At 67.3% G+C, this 18,240-nt stretch carries 18 protein-coding genes; 5 read left to right on the top strand and 13 right to left on the bottom strand.

Translation table 11 applies throughout. The annotated features are described in order from the left end of the window. A partial coding sequence (locus tag VFV09_08015; GenBank protein HEU4867656.1) for a hypothetical protein occupies positions 1-727 on the bottom strand: 727 nt, incomplete at its 3' end. A 133-nt stretch (positions 728-860) separates the two neighbouring features. Between VFV09_08015 and VFV09_08010 the strand changes: the two genes are divergently transcribed. Both VFV09_08010 and VFV09_08005 read left to right on the top strand, forming a co-directional pair. Continuing rightward, positions 861-1,790 carry an Ig-like domain-containing protein gene (locus VFV09_08010; GenBank protein HEU4867655.1) on the top strand — a complete coding sequence of 310 codons (930 nt, stop codon included), beginning with the start codon at positions 861-863 and terminating at the stop codon, positions 1,788-1,790. An 18-nt stretch (positions 1,791-1,808) separates the two neighbouring features. After that, positions 1,809-2,087: a hypothetical protein gene (locus VFV09_08005; GenBank protein HEU4867654.1), complete on the top strand. Its 279-nt coding sequence runs from the start codon at positions 1,809-1,811 to the stop codon at positions 2,085-2,087. Positions 2,088-2,093: 6 nt separating this feature from the next. Here the strand turns inward: VFV09_08005 and VFV09_08000 are convergent, their stop codons facing one another. The 12 genes from VFV09_08000 to bioA all read right to left on the bottom strand — a co-directional run bounded on the left by VFV09_08000 (position 2,094) and on the right by bioA (position 16,572). Further along, complete coding sequence (locus tag VFV09_08000; GenBank protein ID HEU4867653.1) at positions 2,094-4,424, bottom strand: penicillin acylase family protein; 2,331 nt, start codon at positions 4,422-4,424, stop codon at positions 2,094-2,096. Positions 4,425-4,504: 80 nt separating this feature from the next. Continuing rightward, entirely contained in the window at positions 4,505-4,783 is a 279-nt protein-coding gene (locus VFV09_07995; GenBank protein ID HEU4867652.1) for a hypothetical protein, read from the bottom strand. Further along, positions 4,780-5,109: a hypothetical protein gene (locus VFV09_07990; protein HEU4867651.1), complete on the bottom strand. Its 330-nt coding sequence runs from the start codon at positions 5,107-5,109 to the stop codon at positions 4,780-4,782. The genes VFV09_07995 and VFV09_07990 overlap by 4 nt, the downstream gene beginning before the upstream one ends. A gap of 4 nt (positions 5,110-5,113) precedes the next feature. Next, on the bottom strand, positions 5,114-5,305 hold the full coding sequence (locus tag VFV09_07985) for a hypothetical protein (GenBank protein ID HEU4867650.1): 192 nt from the start codon (positions 5,303-5,305) through the stop codon (positions 5,114-5,116). A 313-nt stretch (positions 5,306-5,618) separates the two neighbouring features. Further along, entirely contained in the window at positions 5,619-10,418 is a 4,800-nt protein-coding gene (locus VFV09_07980) for a DUF255 domain-containing protein (protein HEU4867649.1), read from the bottom strand. Positions 10,419-10,506: 88 nt separating this feature from the next. Then, complete coding sequence (locus VFV09_07975) at positions 10,507-10,938, bottom strand: hypothetical protein (GenBank protein ID HEU4867648.1); 432 nt, start codon at positions 10,936-10,938, stop codon at positions 10,507-10,509. An 86-nt stretch (positions 10,939-11,024) separates the two neighbouring features. Next, positions 11,025-11,432, bottom strand: coding sequence for a hypothetical protein (locus VFV09_07970; protein ID HEU4867647.1), 408 nt, complete (start codon positions 11,430-11,432; stop codon positions 11,025-11,027). Positions 11,433-11,504: 72 nt separating this feature from the next. Beyond that, positions 11,505-12,308 carry a malonyl-ACP O-methyltransferase BioC gene (gene bioC, locus VFV09_07965; protein ID HEU4867646.1) on the bottom strand — a complete coding sequence of 268 codons (804 nt, stop codon included), beginning with the start codon at positions 12,306-12,308 and terminating at the stop codon, positions 11,505-11,507. Then, the gene (gene bioF / locus VFV09_07960) at positions 12,295-13,482 is read right to left on the bottom strand and encodes an 8-amino-7-oxononanoate synthase (protein HEU4867645.1); all 1,188 of its coding nucleotides are present in this window, start codon (positions 13,480-13,482) and stop codon (positions 12,295-12,297) included. Before bioF ends, bioC begins: the two co-directional genes overlap by 14 nt. Next, positions 13,470-14,435, bottom strand: coding sequence for a biotin synthase BioB (bioB, locus tag VFV09_07955; GenBank protein HEU4867644.1), 966 nt, complete (start codon positions 14,433-14,435; stop codon positions 13,470-13,472). The genes bioF and bioB overlap by 13 nt, the downstream gene beginning before the upstream one ends. Positions 14,436-14,482: 47 nt before the next feature. Then, complete coding sequence (gene bioD, locus VFV09_07950; GenBank protein ID HEU4867643.1) at positions 14,483-15,220, bottom strand: dethiobiotin synthase; 738 nt, start codon at positions 15,218-15,220, stop codon at positions 14,483-14,485. Continuing rightward, complete coding sequence (gene bioA, locus VFV09_07945; GenBank protein ID HEU4867642.1) at positions 15,217-16,572, bottom strand: adenosylmethionine--8-amino-7-oxononanoate transaminase; 1,356 nt, start codon at positions 16,570-16,572, stop codon at positions 15,217-15,219. Before bioA ends, bioD begins: the two co-directional genes overlap by 4 nt. A 48-nt stretch (positions 16,573-16,620) precedes the next feature. Between bioA and VFV09_07940 the strand changes: the two genes are divergently transcribed. From VFV09_07940 to VFV09_07930, 3 genes are all read left to right on the top strand, one after another. Next, on the top strand, positions 16,621-17,346 hold the full coding sequence (locus tag VFV09_07940; protein ID HEU4867641.1) for an alpha/beta fold hydrolase: 726 nt from the start codon (positions 16,621-16,623) through the stop codon (positions 17,344-17,346). 139 nt (positions 17,347-17,485) lie between these two features. Then, positions 17,486-17,941, top strand: coding sequence for a hypothetical protein (locus tag VFV09_07935; protein HEU4867640.1), 456 nt, complete (start codon positions 17,486-17,488; stop codon positions 17,939-17,941). 48 nt (positions 17,942-17,989) lie between these two features. After that, on the top strand, positions 17,990-18,240 hold a 251-nt coding region (locus VFV09_07930; protein ID HEU4867639.1), incomplete at its 3' end, for a hypothetical protein.

Below are 18,240 nucleotides of genomic sequence, written 5' to 3'. Positions count from 1 at the left end.
GGTAGGCCTCCATCGCGCCCTCCCAGTCCTCCTGGCGCTCCAGGAGGGTTCCCAGGCTGAACGAGCCCGCGGCGGCGTAGTCGAAGTGCCCCGAATCGGCAGCGACCTCGTAGAACCCGCGGGCTCCCTCGACGTCACCGGTTTCCCACAACAGCGAGGCCAGCTTTATGGCGGCGCCCGCAGCGTCGTACTTCTCGGGCTCGGCCAGGGCCCGGCGCAGCTCGGCCTCCGCCATCTCGACCTCCTTGAGAAGGTAGGCCTCGTTGGGGTCTTCGGCCTCCGCCCTGCGCTTGCGGTGGGAGCCGGTGATCAACGGGATCACCTCGTGGCGAAGGTGCTCCAGCGTCTTCGTGCGCTCGTAGCGGCACCCGCCGTCGCTCCGAACGCCTGCCACGGGCGAGTGGTCGTAGATGTGGACCGTGATCCGGTTGTCGGCGCTGAGCGACAGGTGAAGCCCACCTCCGCCGACCGCCTCCCGGAACGATGCGGCCCCCTGGTGCAGGAGCCCCCCGGCGGGGGTGTCCCTGCAGAACCGGCCACTGGCGACCAGGTCCCGCAGGAAGGCCTCGTTGTCGTGCGTGGTGAAGGAGGCGCCGCCGATTCCCCGGGTCCAGCTTCCGCCGACCGAGCGGATGTGGCTCCACAGCCCGGCTTCGCCGAGGCGCTGGTAGAGGGTGGTCATGACCAGCCGGGCGCTGAGGTCCAGCCGGGATCCTTCCCGTTGCATCTAATTCCTTTCGTTACTAGCGGAACGCTCAGCGCCGGCGATCAATTCCCTGATGCCAACTGGCAGTTTTTTCTATCGAAGCCGGCCAAAAGCGCCGATGTACTTGGATCAGCTATCGGGAGGCGACGATTTGTTGGGCAGGCACTACATCTTTCTCCTCTGGCTGCCGGCGACCCTGGCGCTATTGATCCCCGCACCGGCGCTCGCCGCCGGCACCAACCCAACCGACGGCCACATTTCGGTGAGCACCCAGCTGGCCGGGTACCCCGTGGTCGCCAACATCTCCTTCAGCTCCGGCATCGGGATCTCGCGTACCGGAACGGTGGAGCTGTACGAGGGCTCGAGGCTGTTGGGCTCCGGGGCGATGTACGGCAGCGCCGTCCGTCTGGAATTGCCCCCGTTTCCGGCGGGAACCCACAACCTGACGGCCCGGTATTCCGGCGACGCAACCTACGCCCCAAGTGAGGCCACCATGGTCAACAGGGTCCTTCCCTACAAGCTCCGGAGCAGTGGGATGGGCACGTCGGCGGGCACCTTCAGCGTCTGGCCCGACGCCTCCGGCAACGTTGACCAGAGCGGGTTTCCGAAGTCTGCGCAGGGTGAGCCGGTGAGTTTCACCATCGGCTACTGGGTCGAGGAGGGGTACGGCGGGACGTCGGGCGGGCCGCCCCCCGGTTTGGTCCCCACCGGCTCGGTGACCTTCAAGGACGACAACCGGGTGATGGGAACAGTGCCGCTCGTCGACATGAGAGCCACCATCACCGTCTCCAACCTCGCCCCGGGCAGGCACTCGGTGAGCGCCTCTTTCTCGGGCGACCCCAACTTCGAGGATCACGGAGGAGGAGGGCTTTTCATCGACATCACCACCCCGCCGGCCGTTTCCGGCGCCCTTCCCGGAGTCCCGGTAGCCGCGGGCAGGGGCCAGAGCTCCGGCTCGCAGCCCCCTTCCGCGGGAAGCGTCGTGAAGCCAAGGTCGATCGCCGGGGCGGGAACGCTTCAACCGGCAGCACCGCCCCCCGGCACCAAAGCAGTCCTTACGGTGCCCTTCGACCTGGGCGTTTAACCCCCCGCACTTCGCTCGATGGCGCTCGGCTCCCCGGGCACCGGCTTCAGCAGTTTGACCGCCGGACAAAAGGCAGGTGACCCACTAAGGTCGTTTGCTCGGGCAATCGAGGGAGCGGACATGTACCAGTACAAGATCCTGAAGATCGACATCTATCCGAAGAAGGTGATCCCACAAGCCGAAACTTCCCTCAACGAGTTGGCGGAGCAGGGGTGGGAGCCGTTCATGGTTTCCAGCAACCAAGTCGACCTTTCCCAGACGGTGTTCCTGCGCCGGCCCAGTCCAGAGGGCCTGTAAAGGTCCCTACTTCTTCGGCACCAGCTTCAGCGTCTTGACCGTTGCCGAGGCGACGGCCTCCGGGGTCCACGGGATGGTTATGCCTTTGCCCTGCTGCCAAAGCGGGAGCTGGTCGTCGTAATGGGCCGACATCGGGTTGCCCGACTGGCCGGCCGGGATCACCCACTCGCAGGCGTCCCAGTTGCCGACGTCGGCCACGAAGCGCAGCGAGGCGATGAACGCTGGGTCGTTGCCGGCCTCGAGCGGGTCGACCGAGGTCTGGGCGACGGTGTTGGAGTCGCCTCCCCACGGGAACGGGCCGAGGTTGAAGACCTTGTCCATAGGCTTCTGCTCCCCCACCGGGTGCTTGATCTCCACCGGGCGCACCTTGCCCCAGGCCCAGCCGGCGACGTCCTCACCCTTCATCTCGGTGATCGTCTGAACTGCGGCTCCCACGGCGGCTGCGATCTCGTCGGCCCACGGGTGCCCGAACCATTCATCCTTCGGGGGGTTGTTCAAAAGCTGCACCAGGTGCCCGACCCTCCGGTAGGAGAACGAGGTGTAGGGCATGAGCTGCGCAAAACCCTTGCCCAGCACCCAATCCGAGCTCCGGGGTGCCTTCGCCCGGGCGACCCGCCGGGCCATCTCGGCGAGGAAGAACTCGAAGACCGCGGCGCCGGGTGACCCCGCCGATACCCGGCCGTCCCACTCCCGCAGCAGGTCGAGGCCGGTCCGGGTCGCCGGGCCGGCCGCCGGGGCCGCCAGGACCGTGTCCCGCATGTCCCTCCAGGGGACCGAAAGCTCGTCGAGCTGCAGGGCGTGGGTCGCGACCATGTCCCAGTCGGAGCGCTCGCCGAGCATCTCCGTTATCCGTGCGAGCCGGTACCCGTCGATCCAGTCGACGCCGAGGAACGGCTCGTCGACGTTCGGGTAGGGCCGGGTGTTGGCCGTCGCGACGAACCCCCGGTCGGGGTTGGACAGGTACGGCATCTCCTCGAAGGGAACCGGCTCGTCCTCCCAGCCGGACGACGGGTCCCAGCCGGGCATCGGGACGGTGCCCCATCCCTTCTTGCGAATCGGTACCGCTCCCACCAGCTGCCAGCCGATGGTGCCGTCCGAGTCGGCGTAGCTGATGTTCAGGTCGGGAGCCGGCCAGCGGGCGAACCAGCGGCGGAACTGGTCGAACCCGGTGGTGCGGTGGACCCTGAGGAAACCCTCCACCGGCATCTCCCCCAGCCAGAAGGCCTTGATCGAAAGAGCGCCGACACCCTCGTCGAACGCCGGGCTCACCACCGGGCCGCGGGGGGTGATCACAACCTTCTCGGTCACGGACTTCTTGTAGCGGACCTTGATCACCTCATTCAGGACCTCGCACGGGACGAAGCCGTCGCCGGCGCGAAGGGTTGCGCCGTCGGGCCCCAGCTCCTCGGAGAACAGGTCGGTGTTGTCGAACAGGGCCGCGGTGATCCCCCACGAGGCGAAGCCGTTGTGTCCGACCTCAACCGCCGGCCCGCCGACCAGGGTTGCGCCGGCCACCGACCACTCGGGGGTGGTGATGTGGGCCAGGTACCAGACGGAGGGCAGCAGAGCCGGAAGGTGCGGGTCGTTGGCCAGGAGCGGGCGCCCGGTTGCCGTGCGATCGCCGGACAGGCACCAGCTGTTCGACGCTCCCCCGGCCCCGACGAAGCTGCCGAACGCCGCCAGGTCCTCGGCCAGACGGTCGACCGCGGGGGCGACTGCGTCGGGCCTCAACATCCCCTGCCACGACTCGCCGCAGCTGGGATCGACTGCGGCCAGCACCTCGGGGCCGTCGGAGAGCAGGATCTTCAGGCGGGCCAGCTCTGCGTCGGCGTTGGTGGCGAACAGGAACGACTGCAGCCGGATGATCCCGACGACGTCGGCCGGGGTCCACGGGGTGGGCTTGGAGGTCAGAAGGACGAACTCGTGCGCCTTCTTGGGCAGCCCGGTGGTGTTCCCGGCGTTGACGCCGGCGACGTACGAGCGGATGTTGGCCTGGATGCCGGCGTCGAAGTTCGCCAGCTGGCGGTCGTTGTTGCGCGCAAACCCGATGCGGCGGGACATCCGGTCTATGTTGAGGCCGTCCTTGCCGATCAGCGCGGACAGCGTGCCCCGGATCACCCGAAGCAGGGTCTCGAGCTGGAACGAGCGGTCCTGCCCGTGGCAGAAGCCCAGGCCGTACCAGCCGTCGTTCTCGGTGGCCGCGTCGATGTGGGGCACTCCCCAAGCGTCACGGCGGATGTTGAGGGGCTCGTCGATGCCTTCGACGTCCAGAACGCCCTCGGTCCAGGGCAGGCGCGAGCCCAGCAGCCTTCCGAACATCGTCCGAGCTACATCCACGCTTGACCCCTTACCTGAAAAGAAAAAGACCCGGCCGGATTAACCGGCCGGGTCTTTCGATCCTAGATCAGGACTGTTGCTTAGTTGACCCGCTTGCCCGTGGGTGCGGTGATCTTGTCGGTCAGACCGTAGAGCAGGGGCAGTGCGCCGGCGATGACTCCGAGGGTGCGGTTGATCTGTCCTACCCCGGGGATGATCGGCTCGACGTGTCCGACGATGGTGGCAACCGTGGCCGAGCAGTCGGCCAGGTTGTTGTTGATGTTGTTCAGGCGGTTGGCGATGAGGATGAGAAACAGCGCCAGGACGCCCAGAAGAATTGCTGCATCCAGAATCGACAGAATCGTCAGTAGTGCGATCATGCCTGACCAGGCCTCCTTCCGATCTTCGGCTTGCCTACGGGACGACCAAAGTTGCTGGTCATCACCCGGGTGAGGAACAGGTGGTGCTGCAGGCCTTCGCTCAGCACCTGGTCGACGCCGGTTGCGGTGTCTTTGATCAGGTAGGTCGCCTGGGTGTTGCCGGCCACCCGGTGAAGGGTGTCACGGACTCCGATAACGCCGCCGTCGATGTCCTGCACCAGGCGGAGCAGCAGGGTGAGCAGGGCGATGACGACCAGCCACACGACCAGGCCGATGCCTAGAGCCACCCACCAAAAGGTGATCTCCGAGAAGTGATATCCACCCATTTACCTAACCTCCCAGTCCACGGCGTACCCCGAGCAGGCCCTCAACGATGGCCCGGGCGTGGTCGACGGTCTTTTGCAGGTCGAACAGCGGAGTGGTGTAGACGAAGCACTCCTCCAGGCCCTGGATAGCTGCCTGTGCCTGAGTTCCAATCTTGCGGGCCAGCATCAGGATGGCCTGTACCTCGATAACGATCACCACGATGAGGGCGAAAGCTATGCCAAAACCCAGGTACCAACCAAAAAGGTGGGGTTCCCCTGGTATGTGTGCTGCCAATGCGCCAATTGCCAAACCGGTCTCCTCTCGAATGCCTTCAGCCCGGGGAACAAGCTCCGAGGCTCCTGCAAACCGTCGCGTATTCTAACTCTATTCGAGACCTTATAGCGGCGACTGCCCGCGGTCAATACCGGACTTTTTTGCGCGCTGTAAGTGGTATTCCAGAAAACGACTCTATCAGAGTTGCCCCCGCCCCTGGCAAACCGGAATTCCCGGTCTCAGGGGGTCCTGAGGACTACTGGTCCCAGCGGACGAGCTCCTCGAGCTCCTGGACGTCGAAGAAGCTCAACAGGTCGAGAGCGGTGGCCCGCGCGGAGTCGTCCGCCGACCCGATGGCCTCGTTCAGGATCGCCCGGGCGTCGTCGGTCCAGGCGACCAGGTTCACGCTGTCCTGCTCGCGGGCAAGGATCTGCGCCAGTGCCTTGACCTTGGTGGCGGCGAACGACGGGTCCAGCTCCTTGAGCCGGGCGATGACCGCGGTTGCGGGCTCGACAGTCACCCCCTGCTCCAGCACCTTCATCAGCTGCTTGACCGACCACGAGGTCTCGAGCTTGGCCGAAGCGAACCACCACCCGATGGCCGACAGCTCCTTCTCGTAGCCGGTGAGGTCGCCGGTAGCCGTCGCCTCCTGCAGCCGGCGCTCCCATAGCGCCTGGATCCGCATCGCCACGTCCCGCGGTAGCATCCCCTGCTGGTTCTTCAAGCTCCGGCCGATGAACGACAGGGCGTGGTACCTCAGGGCGTCCGGAGCGTCGGCGAAGAAGCGGCCGACCAGCCCGTTGCGGTCGAGGGCCAGCTTGCCCCTCAGGTAGTACACCATCAGGTGTTCGGCCAGCCGGTTCTCGGGCGAAATCGTGTTCTCGGGGCGTTCGGCGAAACGACCCACCATCTCCACCCCGCGCCGGTACTCGTCCTCGATCACCGTGAGCAGGTGGTCGTAGGGGTTGGAGAAGCTCACGTGGGCCTCCCAGGCGGCGTCCCGAAGCGACTGCCGCTCGGGGTCGCGGGGGAAGATCCGCTCCACTGCGTCGGAGGACCAGCGGTTGTCGAGCATCAGCAGGAAGGCGAACCAGCGGCCGTACACCGCACGGATGGCTGCCGAAGGCTCGCGGGCCGGGTCCAGGTGCGCCTCCAGGACCTCCCGGACCTCGGGCATCTCGTCGAAGCCCCGCGACAGGCGTTCCCGGACGTTGGGGCTCGACTCGATCTCGCGCCGGACCCACAGGGCGTAGCGCATTACGGCGTGCATCGCCTCGCCCCGGACGGTCAGGACCGACTGGGCGGCCGCACTCTCCGCGATGCCCGCCCCGACGGCGCCGGCCGGAGTTGCGGGCTCGGCGTCCGGGTCGTCGGTCAGCGGCCGGATGGCAGCCCAAACCTTCTCCCGGAACCGGTACGCAAGCTGCGCCGGGCCCTGGCCGAGGCCCCGGGAGATCAGGCGAGCCGCCTCCAGGCGGGCGGGCCGCCAGCGGGCGGCGTCGGCCCCGGTTTCGGCCTCCGCCGTCCAGATCGCAAGGTCCAGAACCGGCGGCCACTCGAACTCGTAGCCCTCGGAGGCCTCACGCAGACCGTGGAGGATCGCCCAGATGTAGGCGGGGTCCAGATTCTTGAAGGAGCGGGCAGCGTCGGCAAACTTGACCGGCTCGGTGGCCACCACTGCCGCCAGCTTGCGGGCCATGCCCTCCGAGGTGGGGTTGCCGAGTCCGGGGGTGGGGGTCCAGGTTCGCAGGAACTCCGCCAGCTCGTCCAGGTCGTTCTCGTGGAGCTCCTCGGCCTGGCGGGGCGTGGTCGGGTCGGTGCGGGGCGCCGGGAGGTTGACGACGAAGTCCGGGTGCTCGGGCGGGCCGTACAGGGCAACCAACCGCTCGTACTCCTCCAGATGTGACGGCGGAAGGGAGTCGTGCAGCATCGCCAGGCGGTCGAGGCGCCACCGGTCGGCGTAGGTTGCCGGGTCGCTCACCGTCCGGGGGTCGGTGTTCCACTGCTCCATGTCCGGGCCGGCGTCCAGCCACCCCAGGATCACGGTCTGGTCCTCCGGGGAGAGCTCCTCGAAGTGGTCCCGGGCGAGCAAGACGTACTCGTGGTGAAAGTGGGGATCGGCGAACAGGTGCCGGTCGGCCAACCGGCGGTTGATGGATTCCGGTGAGACCTCGGGCCAGATGCGCAGCAGGTGGAGCGCGACACGGCGGAAGACGTGCCACTCCCTCTGCTCCAGCCGCTTCACCAGCTCGGTCACCAGCGAGGGTTGTTTGCGGGCAATCCCTTCGGCAGCGTCGGCCAGCGCGGTGGTCAACGGGTTGCGCAGGGTCTTGTCGTCGTTCTTCTCATGCTCGTGGATGGCCGGGCGCCACAGGTGGGAGTGGTCGGCGGGCGGCGCCTCCTCGCCGGGTCGATGCGAGAAGGTGATCGCCGCGGACAGCAGGTCGCAGAGCAGCTCGACCGTGGGGAAAGGCGCCTTCTCGGCGAGCACCGGCATCTGCTCGGCAAGGATCTCCTCGTAGGCGTATTTGCCGAACCGGCCGCGGGGCTCGGGGGGCAGCCAGACCGGCTGCTTGACGATCGACGGGTCACCGGGGCGCAGCTCGAACAGGGCCTCCGCCAGCTCTATCGCAGCCTCCGGCTGGCCGCCCTGGGCCAGGCGGGCGGCGAGCTGGCCGAGCTTCTCGGGGAGGTGGAGCAGGTAGGGCGACTGCAGCCACTGCCGGGCTTTGGGCACCAGCTTGACCGCAAGCTCGGGCGGCAGGGCCAGCGCAACGTCGGCCATGTCTTCGTGCACCTGAACGTTCTCGGCGGCGGGAACCGACATCACGGCCTCCTGCACGGCCTCCGGGCTGAACGGGGCCATTCGGGCCAGGTACTTGGATTGCGGCCACGGCGGCGAGCCGACGGTGCTCTCGGCCAGGTCGACGATCGGACCCGGGGGCGCGTCGAAAAGACCGGCCTCGCGCAGCGGCTCGATCCACGCCGGGTTCTGAAGGTTGTCGAAGAAGTGCCGCCTTTGGAGGGCGTTGCCGATGAGGTCGTTGACCCGGGCGACCTGGCGGTCGGTGGGGCTGGTCCAGAACTTGAGGGCCGCCTCGAAGTCCTCCGGGTTCAGGACCGGCGGCTTGCGGGTGCCGGCCCGCGAGACGTGCACCGTGGGCGCGTCGCCGACCGGCTCGCGACCTTCGAGGATCGGGAACGGGATCAGCGGCGGCGCTCCGGCGCAGACCTTGTTCGGCAGGTATCGGACCCAGATCTGCTTCCTGAGGTCCCTGGTGCGACGGTCGGTGGTGGGACCGAGGACCACAATCTCAACCGGGCTGGCGAGCAGGGCGTCGACTGCGGACAACATGCCCGCCGACTCCAGGTGCCGCTCCTGCAACAATCCCAGTGCGTCCTCGACTATGGCGATAGCCTTCGTCCGGTAGTCCCGGTTGCCGGTCAGGACGGCGAGCTTGCCGAGCAGCACCGAGACGACCGCGGCAGGCGAAGGGCCCAGCCCGTCCTTGCGGTCTTTACGGCGGGGCAAAACCGCGGCGGGGTCGGCGGGGGCGGTGAACAGTCCCCCGCCCTCGGAGTCCCAGAACTCGTCGACCATCCTGCGGACAATCTCCTCGCAGGTGGTTATCCACTCCGGTTCGAAGGTCGCCTCCCACAACGTGTAAAGGCCCTCGGCCAGGTAGGCGTAGTCCTCCAGCAGGCCGGGAACGGCAGGGCCGCCCGGAGGGTTGACGTGCCACAGCCTGCCCGAGCCCTGCCGGTTGCGCTGCAGGATTGCGGTCGCGGTCCGGCGTGCCGCCTCCAGGAGGTCGGGCCGCTCCAGAGCGGCGCCGGCCTCGGCCAGCGCCGCGATGGCGAGGCCGTTCCACGAGGTCAGGATCTGCTCGTCCCGGTCCGGGCGCGTACGCACCCGTCTCCGCTTGAGCAGAGCCGCTTTCGCCGCGCTGGGGTGCTCGCCGGCCGCGAGGGTAAGCACGTTGCGTCCCTTGAACTGGCCGGCCTTCGTGACCCCGTAGGCCTCGACTGCGTCAGGGGCAACCATCGTGAACTCGTCGGACTGCCAGGTGTAGAAGCCGCCCTCCATGCCGTCGCTCGTCGCCGACTCCCCGGCGTAGAAGGCGCCGGCCGGGTTTGCGAGGTCGCGGATGAGGTACTCCACGGTTTCCAGAGCAATCCTGCTGAACGTCTCGTCCTTGCCGAGCTGCCAGGCGTGCAGGTAGCTTCGGACAAGAAGGGCGTTGTCGACGAGAAGCTTCTCGAAGCGGGGCACCCGCCACGCACGGTCGACGGACATGTGGTGGAAACCTCCGCCGATCTGGTCGTAGATTCCACCTTTGGCCATGAGGCTGAGGCTGGAGTCGGCGACGGTTGCCGCCCGGGCGACCCCCCGGCCTCCGGCACGGAGCATGAACTCGATGGCCGGGGTGTGCACCGGCTTGGGAGCCTCGCCGAAGCCCCCGTTGACGTCGTCGAACGCAGCCTGGATGCCGAAAACAGCCTGCTGGAGCAGCGCAGGGCCCACCGGCTCGCTCTTGACCGCTTCTGCGGACGACCGGCGAAGCTGCTCGACGGTGGCGCTGGCCCGGCGGCGGGCTTCCTCGGGGTCCTGCCTCCACTCATCCGCGGCCTGCCGGAGCGACCCGGCGAAGTCCTGGACGTTGTCGCCGAGGACCGGCGGGCGGGATCCGAACGGAGCCCCCTCCGGGGTCAGGAACACGGTCATCGGGTACTCGGTGGATTTTCCCATCGCCCGCACCATCTCACCGACGTGGGCGTCGACCTCCGGGTGCTCCAGCCTGTCGACCTTGACGGCGACGAACTCGGAGTTGACCAGCTCGGCCAAATCGAAGTCGTCGAAGAAGGAGTCGGCCGCGCGGCACTGGTGCGAGGCTGCGTATCCGATGGACACCAGCAGGGGCCTGTTCTCATCGACGGCCCGGCGAAGAGCCTGCTCGCCCCAGGGGAGCCAGTGGACGGCCTGGCCGGCCTGGCGTCTCAGGTAGGGGGAGGCTTCTTCGGGAAGTTGATTGGTGCGGGAAGTTGCGTCGTCCATCTCAAATTCCACTCAAAGTTTTTGCAGGTCCGGGAGTTCCGGACATACCACGGGCGCAGGATTTCTCCTGCGCCCGGGGTGAAGCTTGCTAGTTGACGGTGTCGTAGACGTTGCTCTGGCCACCGCGCTGCAGGGGGATCCGGTAGGAGGTGGTGCGAGGGCCGGTACGGGTGCCTGCGCGAGCCGGGAGACCGGTCAGGTCGCCGGGGAGCGGGTACGAAGTGTGGCGGCTGGACGCAACCGACTTGTTGCCGGCCGAGGTGCCGCCGCCGCTCAGGGCGTGACCGAGAGCCGAGGTGGAGATGCCGTTGGCTGCCGAGCCGCCGCCGCCGCCACCGGCGCTGATGCCGCTGGGCGCGGTGTAGCCGCCGCCGAGGGCCGCTGCGAGTGCTGCGGTGGAGATTCCCGATCCGCCGGAGCGCGGGAGCGGGGGCGGGGTTGCCGAGCCGCCTCCGCCTGACGAGGCTGCCGGGGCGCTCGAAGCATCTTCACGCTTGCTGAGCTTGGGCCGCTTAAGCATGTCTTCCTCCTTTTAACCTTGAACTACAGAAATGTGGTTATAGACCTGATCGTAAAAGTGATCCTAATGTACCGCTTCTTAAAAACCTATGCGTCTGCCGGCTCTTCCGGCTTCGCCGGCTCCTCGGACCTCACCGTTGCCGCCTTCCTGGTGGTCTCCTTCGCCGCATCTCCCAAGGTCTTCTTCTGGGAGCCCATCTTGCCCTCTGCGGTAAGCGTCGACCTCCAGGCGTCCTTCAGCTTGGCTGCAGCCTCGCCGCGGTCGAACGTCGGCTCGTTGTTCTGAGCGAAGTCCTGCAGCCCGACGGTAGCGTGTCGCTCGCTGCCGAAGTGGCCGCCGCCGCCGCCCTTGCCGTCGTTGCCGTCGGACCGGTCGTCGGCGGGGAAGGTGACTTCCTTCTCCTGGCCCAGGCTGTCGGCGCCGTCCAGCTGGCCGGATGCGGCCCACAATGAACGAAGGGCTGCTCGGGCGTTCTCTGCGTCGTCCTCGTACATCGGGCGCTCCTTTCGGCCTGGGAAAACGAAATCAATTTGGATCGTTAGGACAATCCTACTTTTCTTTACCCTTTAGATGGTTTTACCCGGCCGGGTGCCGGAAACCACGAGGAGCTCGTAGGTCACCGGCACGCCTCCGGGAGCGGCGAACTCGGCATCGTACCGGGCGAGGGCGGAGCGCAGAAGCCCTGGAGGCAGCGGTGGACCGTCCGACCCGTTCGGCCTCCAGGTGGCCCCGGTCGCACGCAGCTCGGCCAAAAAGCCTGCTGCGCTGGGGTAGGTGACGGTCACCCGACCGGTAGTACAGAGGCCGGCCGTTAGACCGGCATCCTGGAGCATTGATCTCCAGCGGTCTGCCGGCCGCAACGGCAGGCCGTCGGTTCGGAGAACCGATCGCAACTCGGCGAACGTTCCGGGACCGAACGTGGAGTGGAGCATCAGGCCGCCGGGGCGGAGCGCGGAAGCCAGCCGGGCGAGGGACCCGGCCGGGGTGTCGAACCACTGGATCGTCGCGTTGGAGACGATCAGGTCGAAGGACTCGGGGTCGAAATCGGCGCTTTCGGCGTCGGCCACGTCCAGGTCCACCAGGCTTCCCCGCACCCGGTTCCGTGCAACCTCGACCATCCGTTCGGCAAAGTCCAGTGCCACGATCTTCGATGCGGGGAACCGGGACGCCAGCAGAGACGTGAGGTAGCCGGTGCCACAGCCGAGCTCCAGGATCCGGGCCGGCGCCGCAACGCCCTCCAGGCAGACCACCAGGCGGTCGGCCATCAGACGCTGGACCCGGCAGTGGTCGTCGTAGGTTTCCGCGCTGCGGTTGAAGCGGGAAGCCACCGCCGCCTTGTCGATGGTGAGCAGGGAGTCAGCCGGCGGCAACGTCCACCCCGGTGGCGGTTTTCAGGGCCGCGAGGGCGGCCGCGATGTCGTCCTCGGTGTGGGTCGCGCATATGGAGAAGCGCAGCCGGGCGCCGCCCTGCGGCACGGTCGGGGGCCGGATGGGAACGGCGAGCACCCCGAGCTCCTCCAGGCGGGCGCCGAGCTCGACCACCCGGTCCGCCTCCCCCACGACCACCGGCTGGATCTGCGAACTCGATGTCCCGGCGTCCAGCCCGAGGCCGGCCAGCCCCTCACGAAACAGTGCGGACAGCTCCCTGATCCGGTCGCGGAGGTGGTCGGAGGCCATGACGATCTCGATGGCGGCGCCGGCGCCGCCGATCAGCGCAGGGGGCAGGGCCGTGGTGTAGACGAAGCTGCGGGCGGAGTTGACCAGGTAGTCGGCCCACGACCGCCTGGTCGCGATGTAGCCGCCGTAAAGGCCGAATGCCTTGCTGAACGTGCCCATGTGCACGTCGACCTCGTCCTGCAGACCCAGCTGGTGAGCCAGGCCCCGGCCCTGGGGGCCGTAGACTCCGACCGCGTGGGCCTCGTCGACCATCAGGGCGGCCCCGTACCGGTTTTTGAGCTCGACGATCTTCTCCAGAGCCGCCAGGTCCCCGTCCATGCCGAACAGCGTCTCGGTGACGATCAGCTTGCGCCCCGTCCCCCGGTGCTCGCGGAGCATCTGCTCCAGGTCCTCCATGTCGTTGTGCCGGTAACGGCGGATCGCGGCCCCCGACAGCAGCATCCCGTCGACGATGCTGGCGTGGTTCAGCCGGTCGCTGAACACCGCGTCGCCGTGCCCCACCAGTGCCGGGATGGTCCCGACGTTCGCCAGGTAGCCGCTGCCGAACACCAGGGCCGCCTCGGTCCCCTTGAAGAAGGCGAGGGCGTTCTCGAGGGCGACGTAGTCGTAGTCGGTGCCGGCCATGAGGCGGGAGGCCGTCGCCCCGGCGCCCTTCCGCAGGTCCCGCTCCGAGCCGGCCAGGACCGCCGGGTGCCGGGACAGGCCCAGGTAGTCGTTGGAGGAGAAGTTGACCAGCTCGGGACCCTCCCGGCGAACGGTGCGGGCGCTGGTGTGGTCGGCCGGCCGGAGCCGGCGCATCAAGCCGTCCCGCTCCAGGCGGTCCAGCCTCGACGAGACCCAGGAGTCCCAGTCGCTCAGAGCGCGCACTCCTCGATCTCGAACCCGAGATCTTCGATCATCCGGTAGTCGTCCTCGGCGTCCTGGCCCTCGGTGGTCAGGTAGTCGCCGATGAAAATTGCGTTGGCCGGATACATCGCCAGCGGCTGCAGCGACCTGAGGTGCACCTCGCGGCCCCCGGCCACCCGGATCTCCTTCGAGGGGCACATGAAGCGCAGCAGCGCCAGGATCCTCAGGCACCGCCTGGGGTCCAGCTCGGCCAGCCCGGCCAGCGGCGTGCCCTCGATCGGCGTGAGGAAGTTCACCGGGATCGAGTCGATGTCCAGCTCGGCCAGGGCGCCGGCGACGCCGACGATCTGGGCGTCGGTCTCGCCCATCCCGGCGATGAAGCCGCTGCAGGGCGAGATGCCGGCAGCCTTCACGGCGCCGAGCGTCCGGACCCGGTCGTCGTAGGTGTGGGTCGTGACGATGTTGGCGTGGTGGTCGGAGGAGGTGTTCAGGTTGTGGTTGTAGCGGTCGACGCCTGCCTCCTTCAGCCGGACCGCGTCGTCCTCTTTCAGCAGGCCGAGGCAGGCGCAGACCTTCATCGGAAGCTCCCGCTTGATCTGCCGGACCGCTGCGGTGACCTCGTCCAGGTCCCGGGCCGACGGCCCCCGGCCGCTGGCAACGATGCAGTAGGTGGCGGCCTTACGGCTCCACGCCTCGTGGGCGCCGGCGACCAGGACGTCCTTCGACAACATCCGGTACTTGGCGATGGGGGCCTCGGAAACCCGGGACTGCGAGCAGTAGCCGCAGTCCTCCGGGCAGATGCCGCTTTTGGCGTTGATCAGCATGTTGAGCTTGACCTTCACCCCGAAGTGGGCCCGGCGGATGCGAAAAGCGGCGTGCAGGACCGCCAGCAGGTCGGCGTCGCCGGAGGCCAGCAGGTCCAGCGCCTCGGTCCGGGTCGGGCGGTGGCCCTCCTCCAGGACGCGGGTCGCCAGAGCATCCCACCGGTCGCCGGTGGAGGTCTGGGGAGCTTCGATCGGACTCAGGTTGGAACTTCCTCCTCTTGCGGCGGGGTCGGAACGGCCGGCATCAGATGGCGGCGGATCGGCCCGAGGTGAATGTGGTCGTTGATCATCCCACGCAGGCGTTCGGTCGTGAGCGGTCCGGCCAGGTGCGGGGTCATACCAAGCACGTTGACCCCCCCGAACTCCTCGATCATCGCCGCGTTGTCCCGGCTGTCGGCGTCGGTGTCGGGCCCCCAGCCGTTCAACACGACCCCGGCGACCTCCAGGCCGGATGCCTGGATCATCATCGCGGTCATCACCGTGTGGTTGACGGTCCCGAGGCCGGGCCGGGCGACGATCAGCACCGGGAACCCGAGCGTCCCCGCCAGGTTGGCGACCGTCCACCCGGGGGCGAGCGGGACCATGAAGCCGCCGGCGCCCTCCACCAGCAGCGAGTCGTGGACCCCGTCCATCTGGGCGACGTGGCCGATCACCTCGTCGGCGGAGATCGTCTGGTCCTCCAGCCGGGCTGCCACCAGGGGAGCCAGCGCAGCCGAGAAGGAGTACCGGTTAACCATGGCGGGAGCGTCTTCCACGCCCGACAGGGAGAGCAGTTGTATGGTGTCGCCCTCGGGGTCGGTTGCCAGGTGGCCGCTCTGGATCGGCTTGCACACCCCGACGTCCATCCCCTCCGACCGCAGGGCGGCCGCGACTCCGGCGGTGATAACGGTTTTGCCGACGCCGGTGTCGGTGCCGGTGACGAAGATCCCCCTCAAGGTCCGGTCACCTCCTCGATCGCCTTGTGCAGAATGCCCGCCATCTCGGCCAGCTCCCCGGCGGAGGTAACCAGAGGCGGCATGAAGACCACCACATCGCCGAGGGGCCGGGTGATCATCCCCAGGTCCCGGGCCCGCCGGCATACCTTGGCGCCGGTCGCCCGCTCCCACGGGAAGCCGGTCTTTGTCTCACGGTCCTCCACCAGCTCGATGCCCACCATCAGGCCCCGCTGCCGGACGTCCCCGACGTGCGCCATGCGGGTCAGCGGCTTCAAAAGGTCGGCCACCTGCGCCGCCGACGCCTGCACCCGTTCCACCAGCCGGTCGTTTTCGAACAGATCGAGGCTCGCCAGCGCCACCGCACAACCGAGCTGGTTGCCGGTGAACGAGTGACCGTGGAAAAAGGTCTTCATCTGGGTGTGCTCACCTAGGAATGCTTCGTAGATCCGGTCGGTGGTCAGCGTGGCGGCGACCGGCAGGTAGCCGCCCGTGAGGCCTTTGCCGATCGCCATGATGTCGGGCTTCACTCCCTCGTGGTCGCACGCGAACATCCGGGCCGTGCGGCCGAACCCGGTGGCGACTTCGTCGGCCAGAAGCAGGACGCGGTACTGCCGGCACAGGTTCGCCAGGGCGCCGAGGAACCCCTCGGGCATCGTCACCATGCCTCCGGCGCCCTGGACCAGAGGCTCCACGACCACACACGCGAGCTCGTGGCCTTTGTGCTCCAGGATCGACTCGACCTCGGCCAGGCACGCCGCCGAGCACTCCTGCTCGGTCCCGGCAAACCGGTAGGCGTTCGGGAAGGGCGCCCGCTCGACCCCGAAGAGCAGGGGGCCGAACTCGTCGTGGAACAGGTCGATGCCCCCGACGCTCATCGCCCCGATGGTGTCGCCGTGGTAGCCGTTGCGGAAGCTGAGAAAGCCGGACTTCTCCGGCCGGCCCACCCGACGCCAGTAGGCGTGGGCGATCTTCAGGCCGATCTCGACCGCGGTCGCCCCGCTGTCGGAGTAGAAGACCTTCTCCAGGCCTTCCGGGGTGATGGCCGCCAGGCGTTCCGCCAGTTCGATCGCCGGCACGTTGCCCATCCCGAGCAGCGTGGAGTGGGCGATCCGCCCGAGCTGCTCGGTGATTGCTGCGTTCAGCTCCGGGCGGTTGTGGCCGTGGATGTTCAGCCACAAAGAGGAGTTGCCGTCCAGGTACGACCTGCCCTCGGCGTCGAACAGCCGCACGCCCTCGCCCCGCGTGATCACCAGGGGGTCGGATTCGAAGTAGCCCTTCATCTGGGTGAACGGGTTCCAGAGGTAACGGCGGTTCAGCTCGACGAGCTGGTCATGTGGTAGGTCTAGACTCACGATTTCCCGATGGTACCGCCTGGAGACAGGCCTTCGGCAGGAGAACGGTTGACGAGCACCTTTGTGCTGATCCACGGCGCATGGCACGGCGGATGGTGCTGGGACCGGGTGGCAGGCAGGCTCAGGGAGCAGGGACATACGGCATTGTGCCCGGACCTGCCGGGCCACGGAGCGGATGAGACCACCCCGGCCAAGGTGACGTTGCGTTCCTACACCGAAGCGGTGGAGCAGGTACTGGAGAGCCTGAGTGAGCCGGCGGTCCTGGTAGGCCACAGCCTGGGAGGAGCAGTGGTCTCCCAGGTGTCCGAGAACCGCCCGGAGAAAGTAGGCAAGGCGGTATACCTGTCCGCGTTCCTGCTGCGAAACGGAGAGTCGATCTGGCGTCATGAGTCGCCGGCAATTCCAACACCGAGCGTACTGAGCAAGCCGAACCTGAGGATGGACGACAAGGAAAGAACCCTGAACATCGACCCGGCAGTAATCCCGGAAGGCTTCTACAACGGTTGTTCTGCAAACGAAGTCGCCGCCGCGATGGCCCGGTGGAGACCGGAGCCGCTGGCCCCGATATTGACGGATCTATCGCTGACCGAGGGCCGGTTCGGAAATGTGTCTCGCCTCTACATCACTTGCCAGCGGGACCATGTGATTCCCCTGGCCGCGCAACAAGATATGTGCCGGCTGACGCCATGCGAGGTTATCGCACGCATGGGTTGCGGACATTCACCTTTTCTGTCCCACCCGCAGGATTTGGCTGCCGTACTAGAGCGGCTGTAGGCGCTTCAGAGGGGCCGAACTGTTCTTGAGCAAGAACGGCATACCTAAGGTCATCTGTTTTCTCCCTTGAGCATAATTTTTGTTTTAAAGATCCGCACTTGTGCCGATGGGATATCACGCCAAGGAAAGCGGGGAGTTAATGAAAAGCAGAGTTGCCAATGTGGTGGCATTGCTGGTCGGTTTCGTCATGGTCGTCCAGGCATTACCGGCAGGAGCAGGAGAGTTCAAAGCAACAGAACGCAAAGCGGTCGAACAGGCCGAAAACGAAGGTCCCGAAGCCAAGGCATCGAAGAACGCCTCCCCGCCGCCTCCCAACCCGGAGTGGGACCCCAAGGACCCGGCCGCAGTTCAGTACAGTGACGGCGCGTGGGGCGTTGCGTACGTAGACAACGCCACTCCACCCAATCTGTTTTTTCGTAGAAGCCTCGGGGGCGGCGATCCCCAGTACTGGCGTGATCAGATCTCGGTCGAAACTGGCGCCGAACGCCCGGCGATGACCCGCCTCGGCAACACCACGGCCCTGTTCTACGGCAAGCTGTTGGGCACGGTACGCGAAATATTCCTCAAGACCTCTACCGACGACGGCGCAACCTGATCGGCGGCCACCCAGCTCACCTCAGGCTCCCCGGCCCACGTCTTTCAGATGCAGGCCCTCAACCTCGACGGAACCATCCACCTGTTCTGGAGCCGCAGCGACACCTCGGGCCAGCTGCAATACATCACCAGCGGGAACCTTTCCAGCTGGTCCGCCCGGGCTACCGTCAGGCAGGCGGTGGGGCCGGTGGCGGGCAACACCTTGCCCCACTTCGATGTCACCTTGCTCGCTTCCGGAACCTGGGCCATGACCTGGCTGAACGTCTCAGCTATCGGCAACGGCCTGCCCGGCTCGGCCAA

The sequence above is a fragment of the Actinomycetota bacterium genome, assembly GCA_035759705.1.
GTDB lineage: Bacteria > Actinomycetota > CADDZG01 > JAHWKV01 > JAHWKV01 > JAJCYE01.
This window is presented reverse-complemented; position numbering and strand designations above follow the sequence as displayed.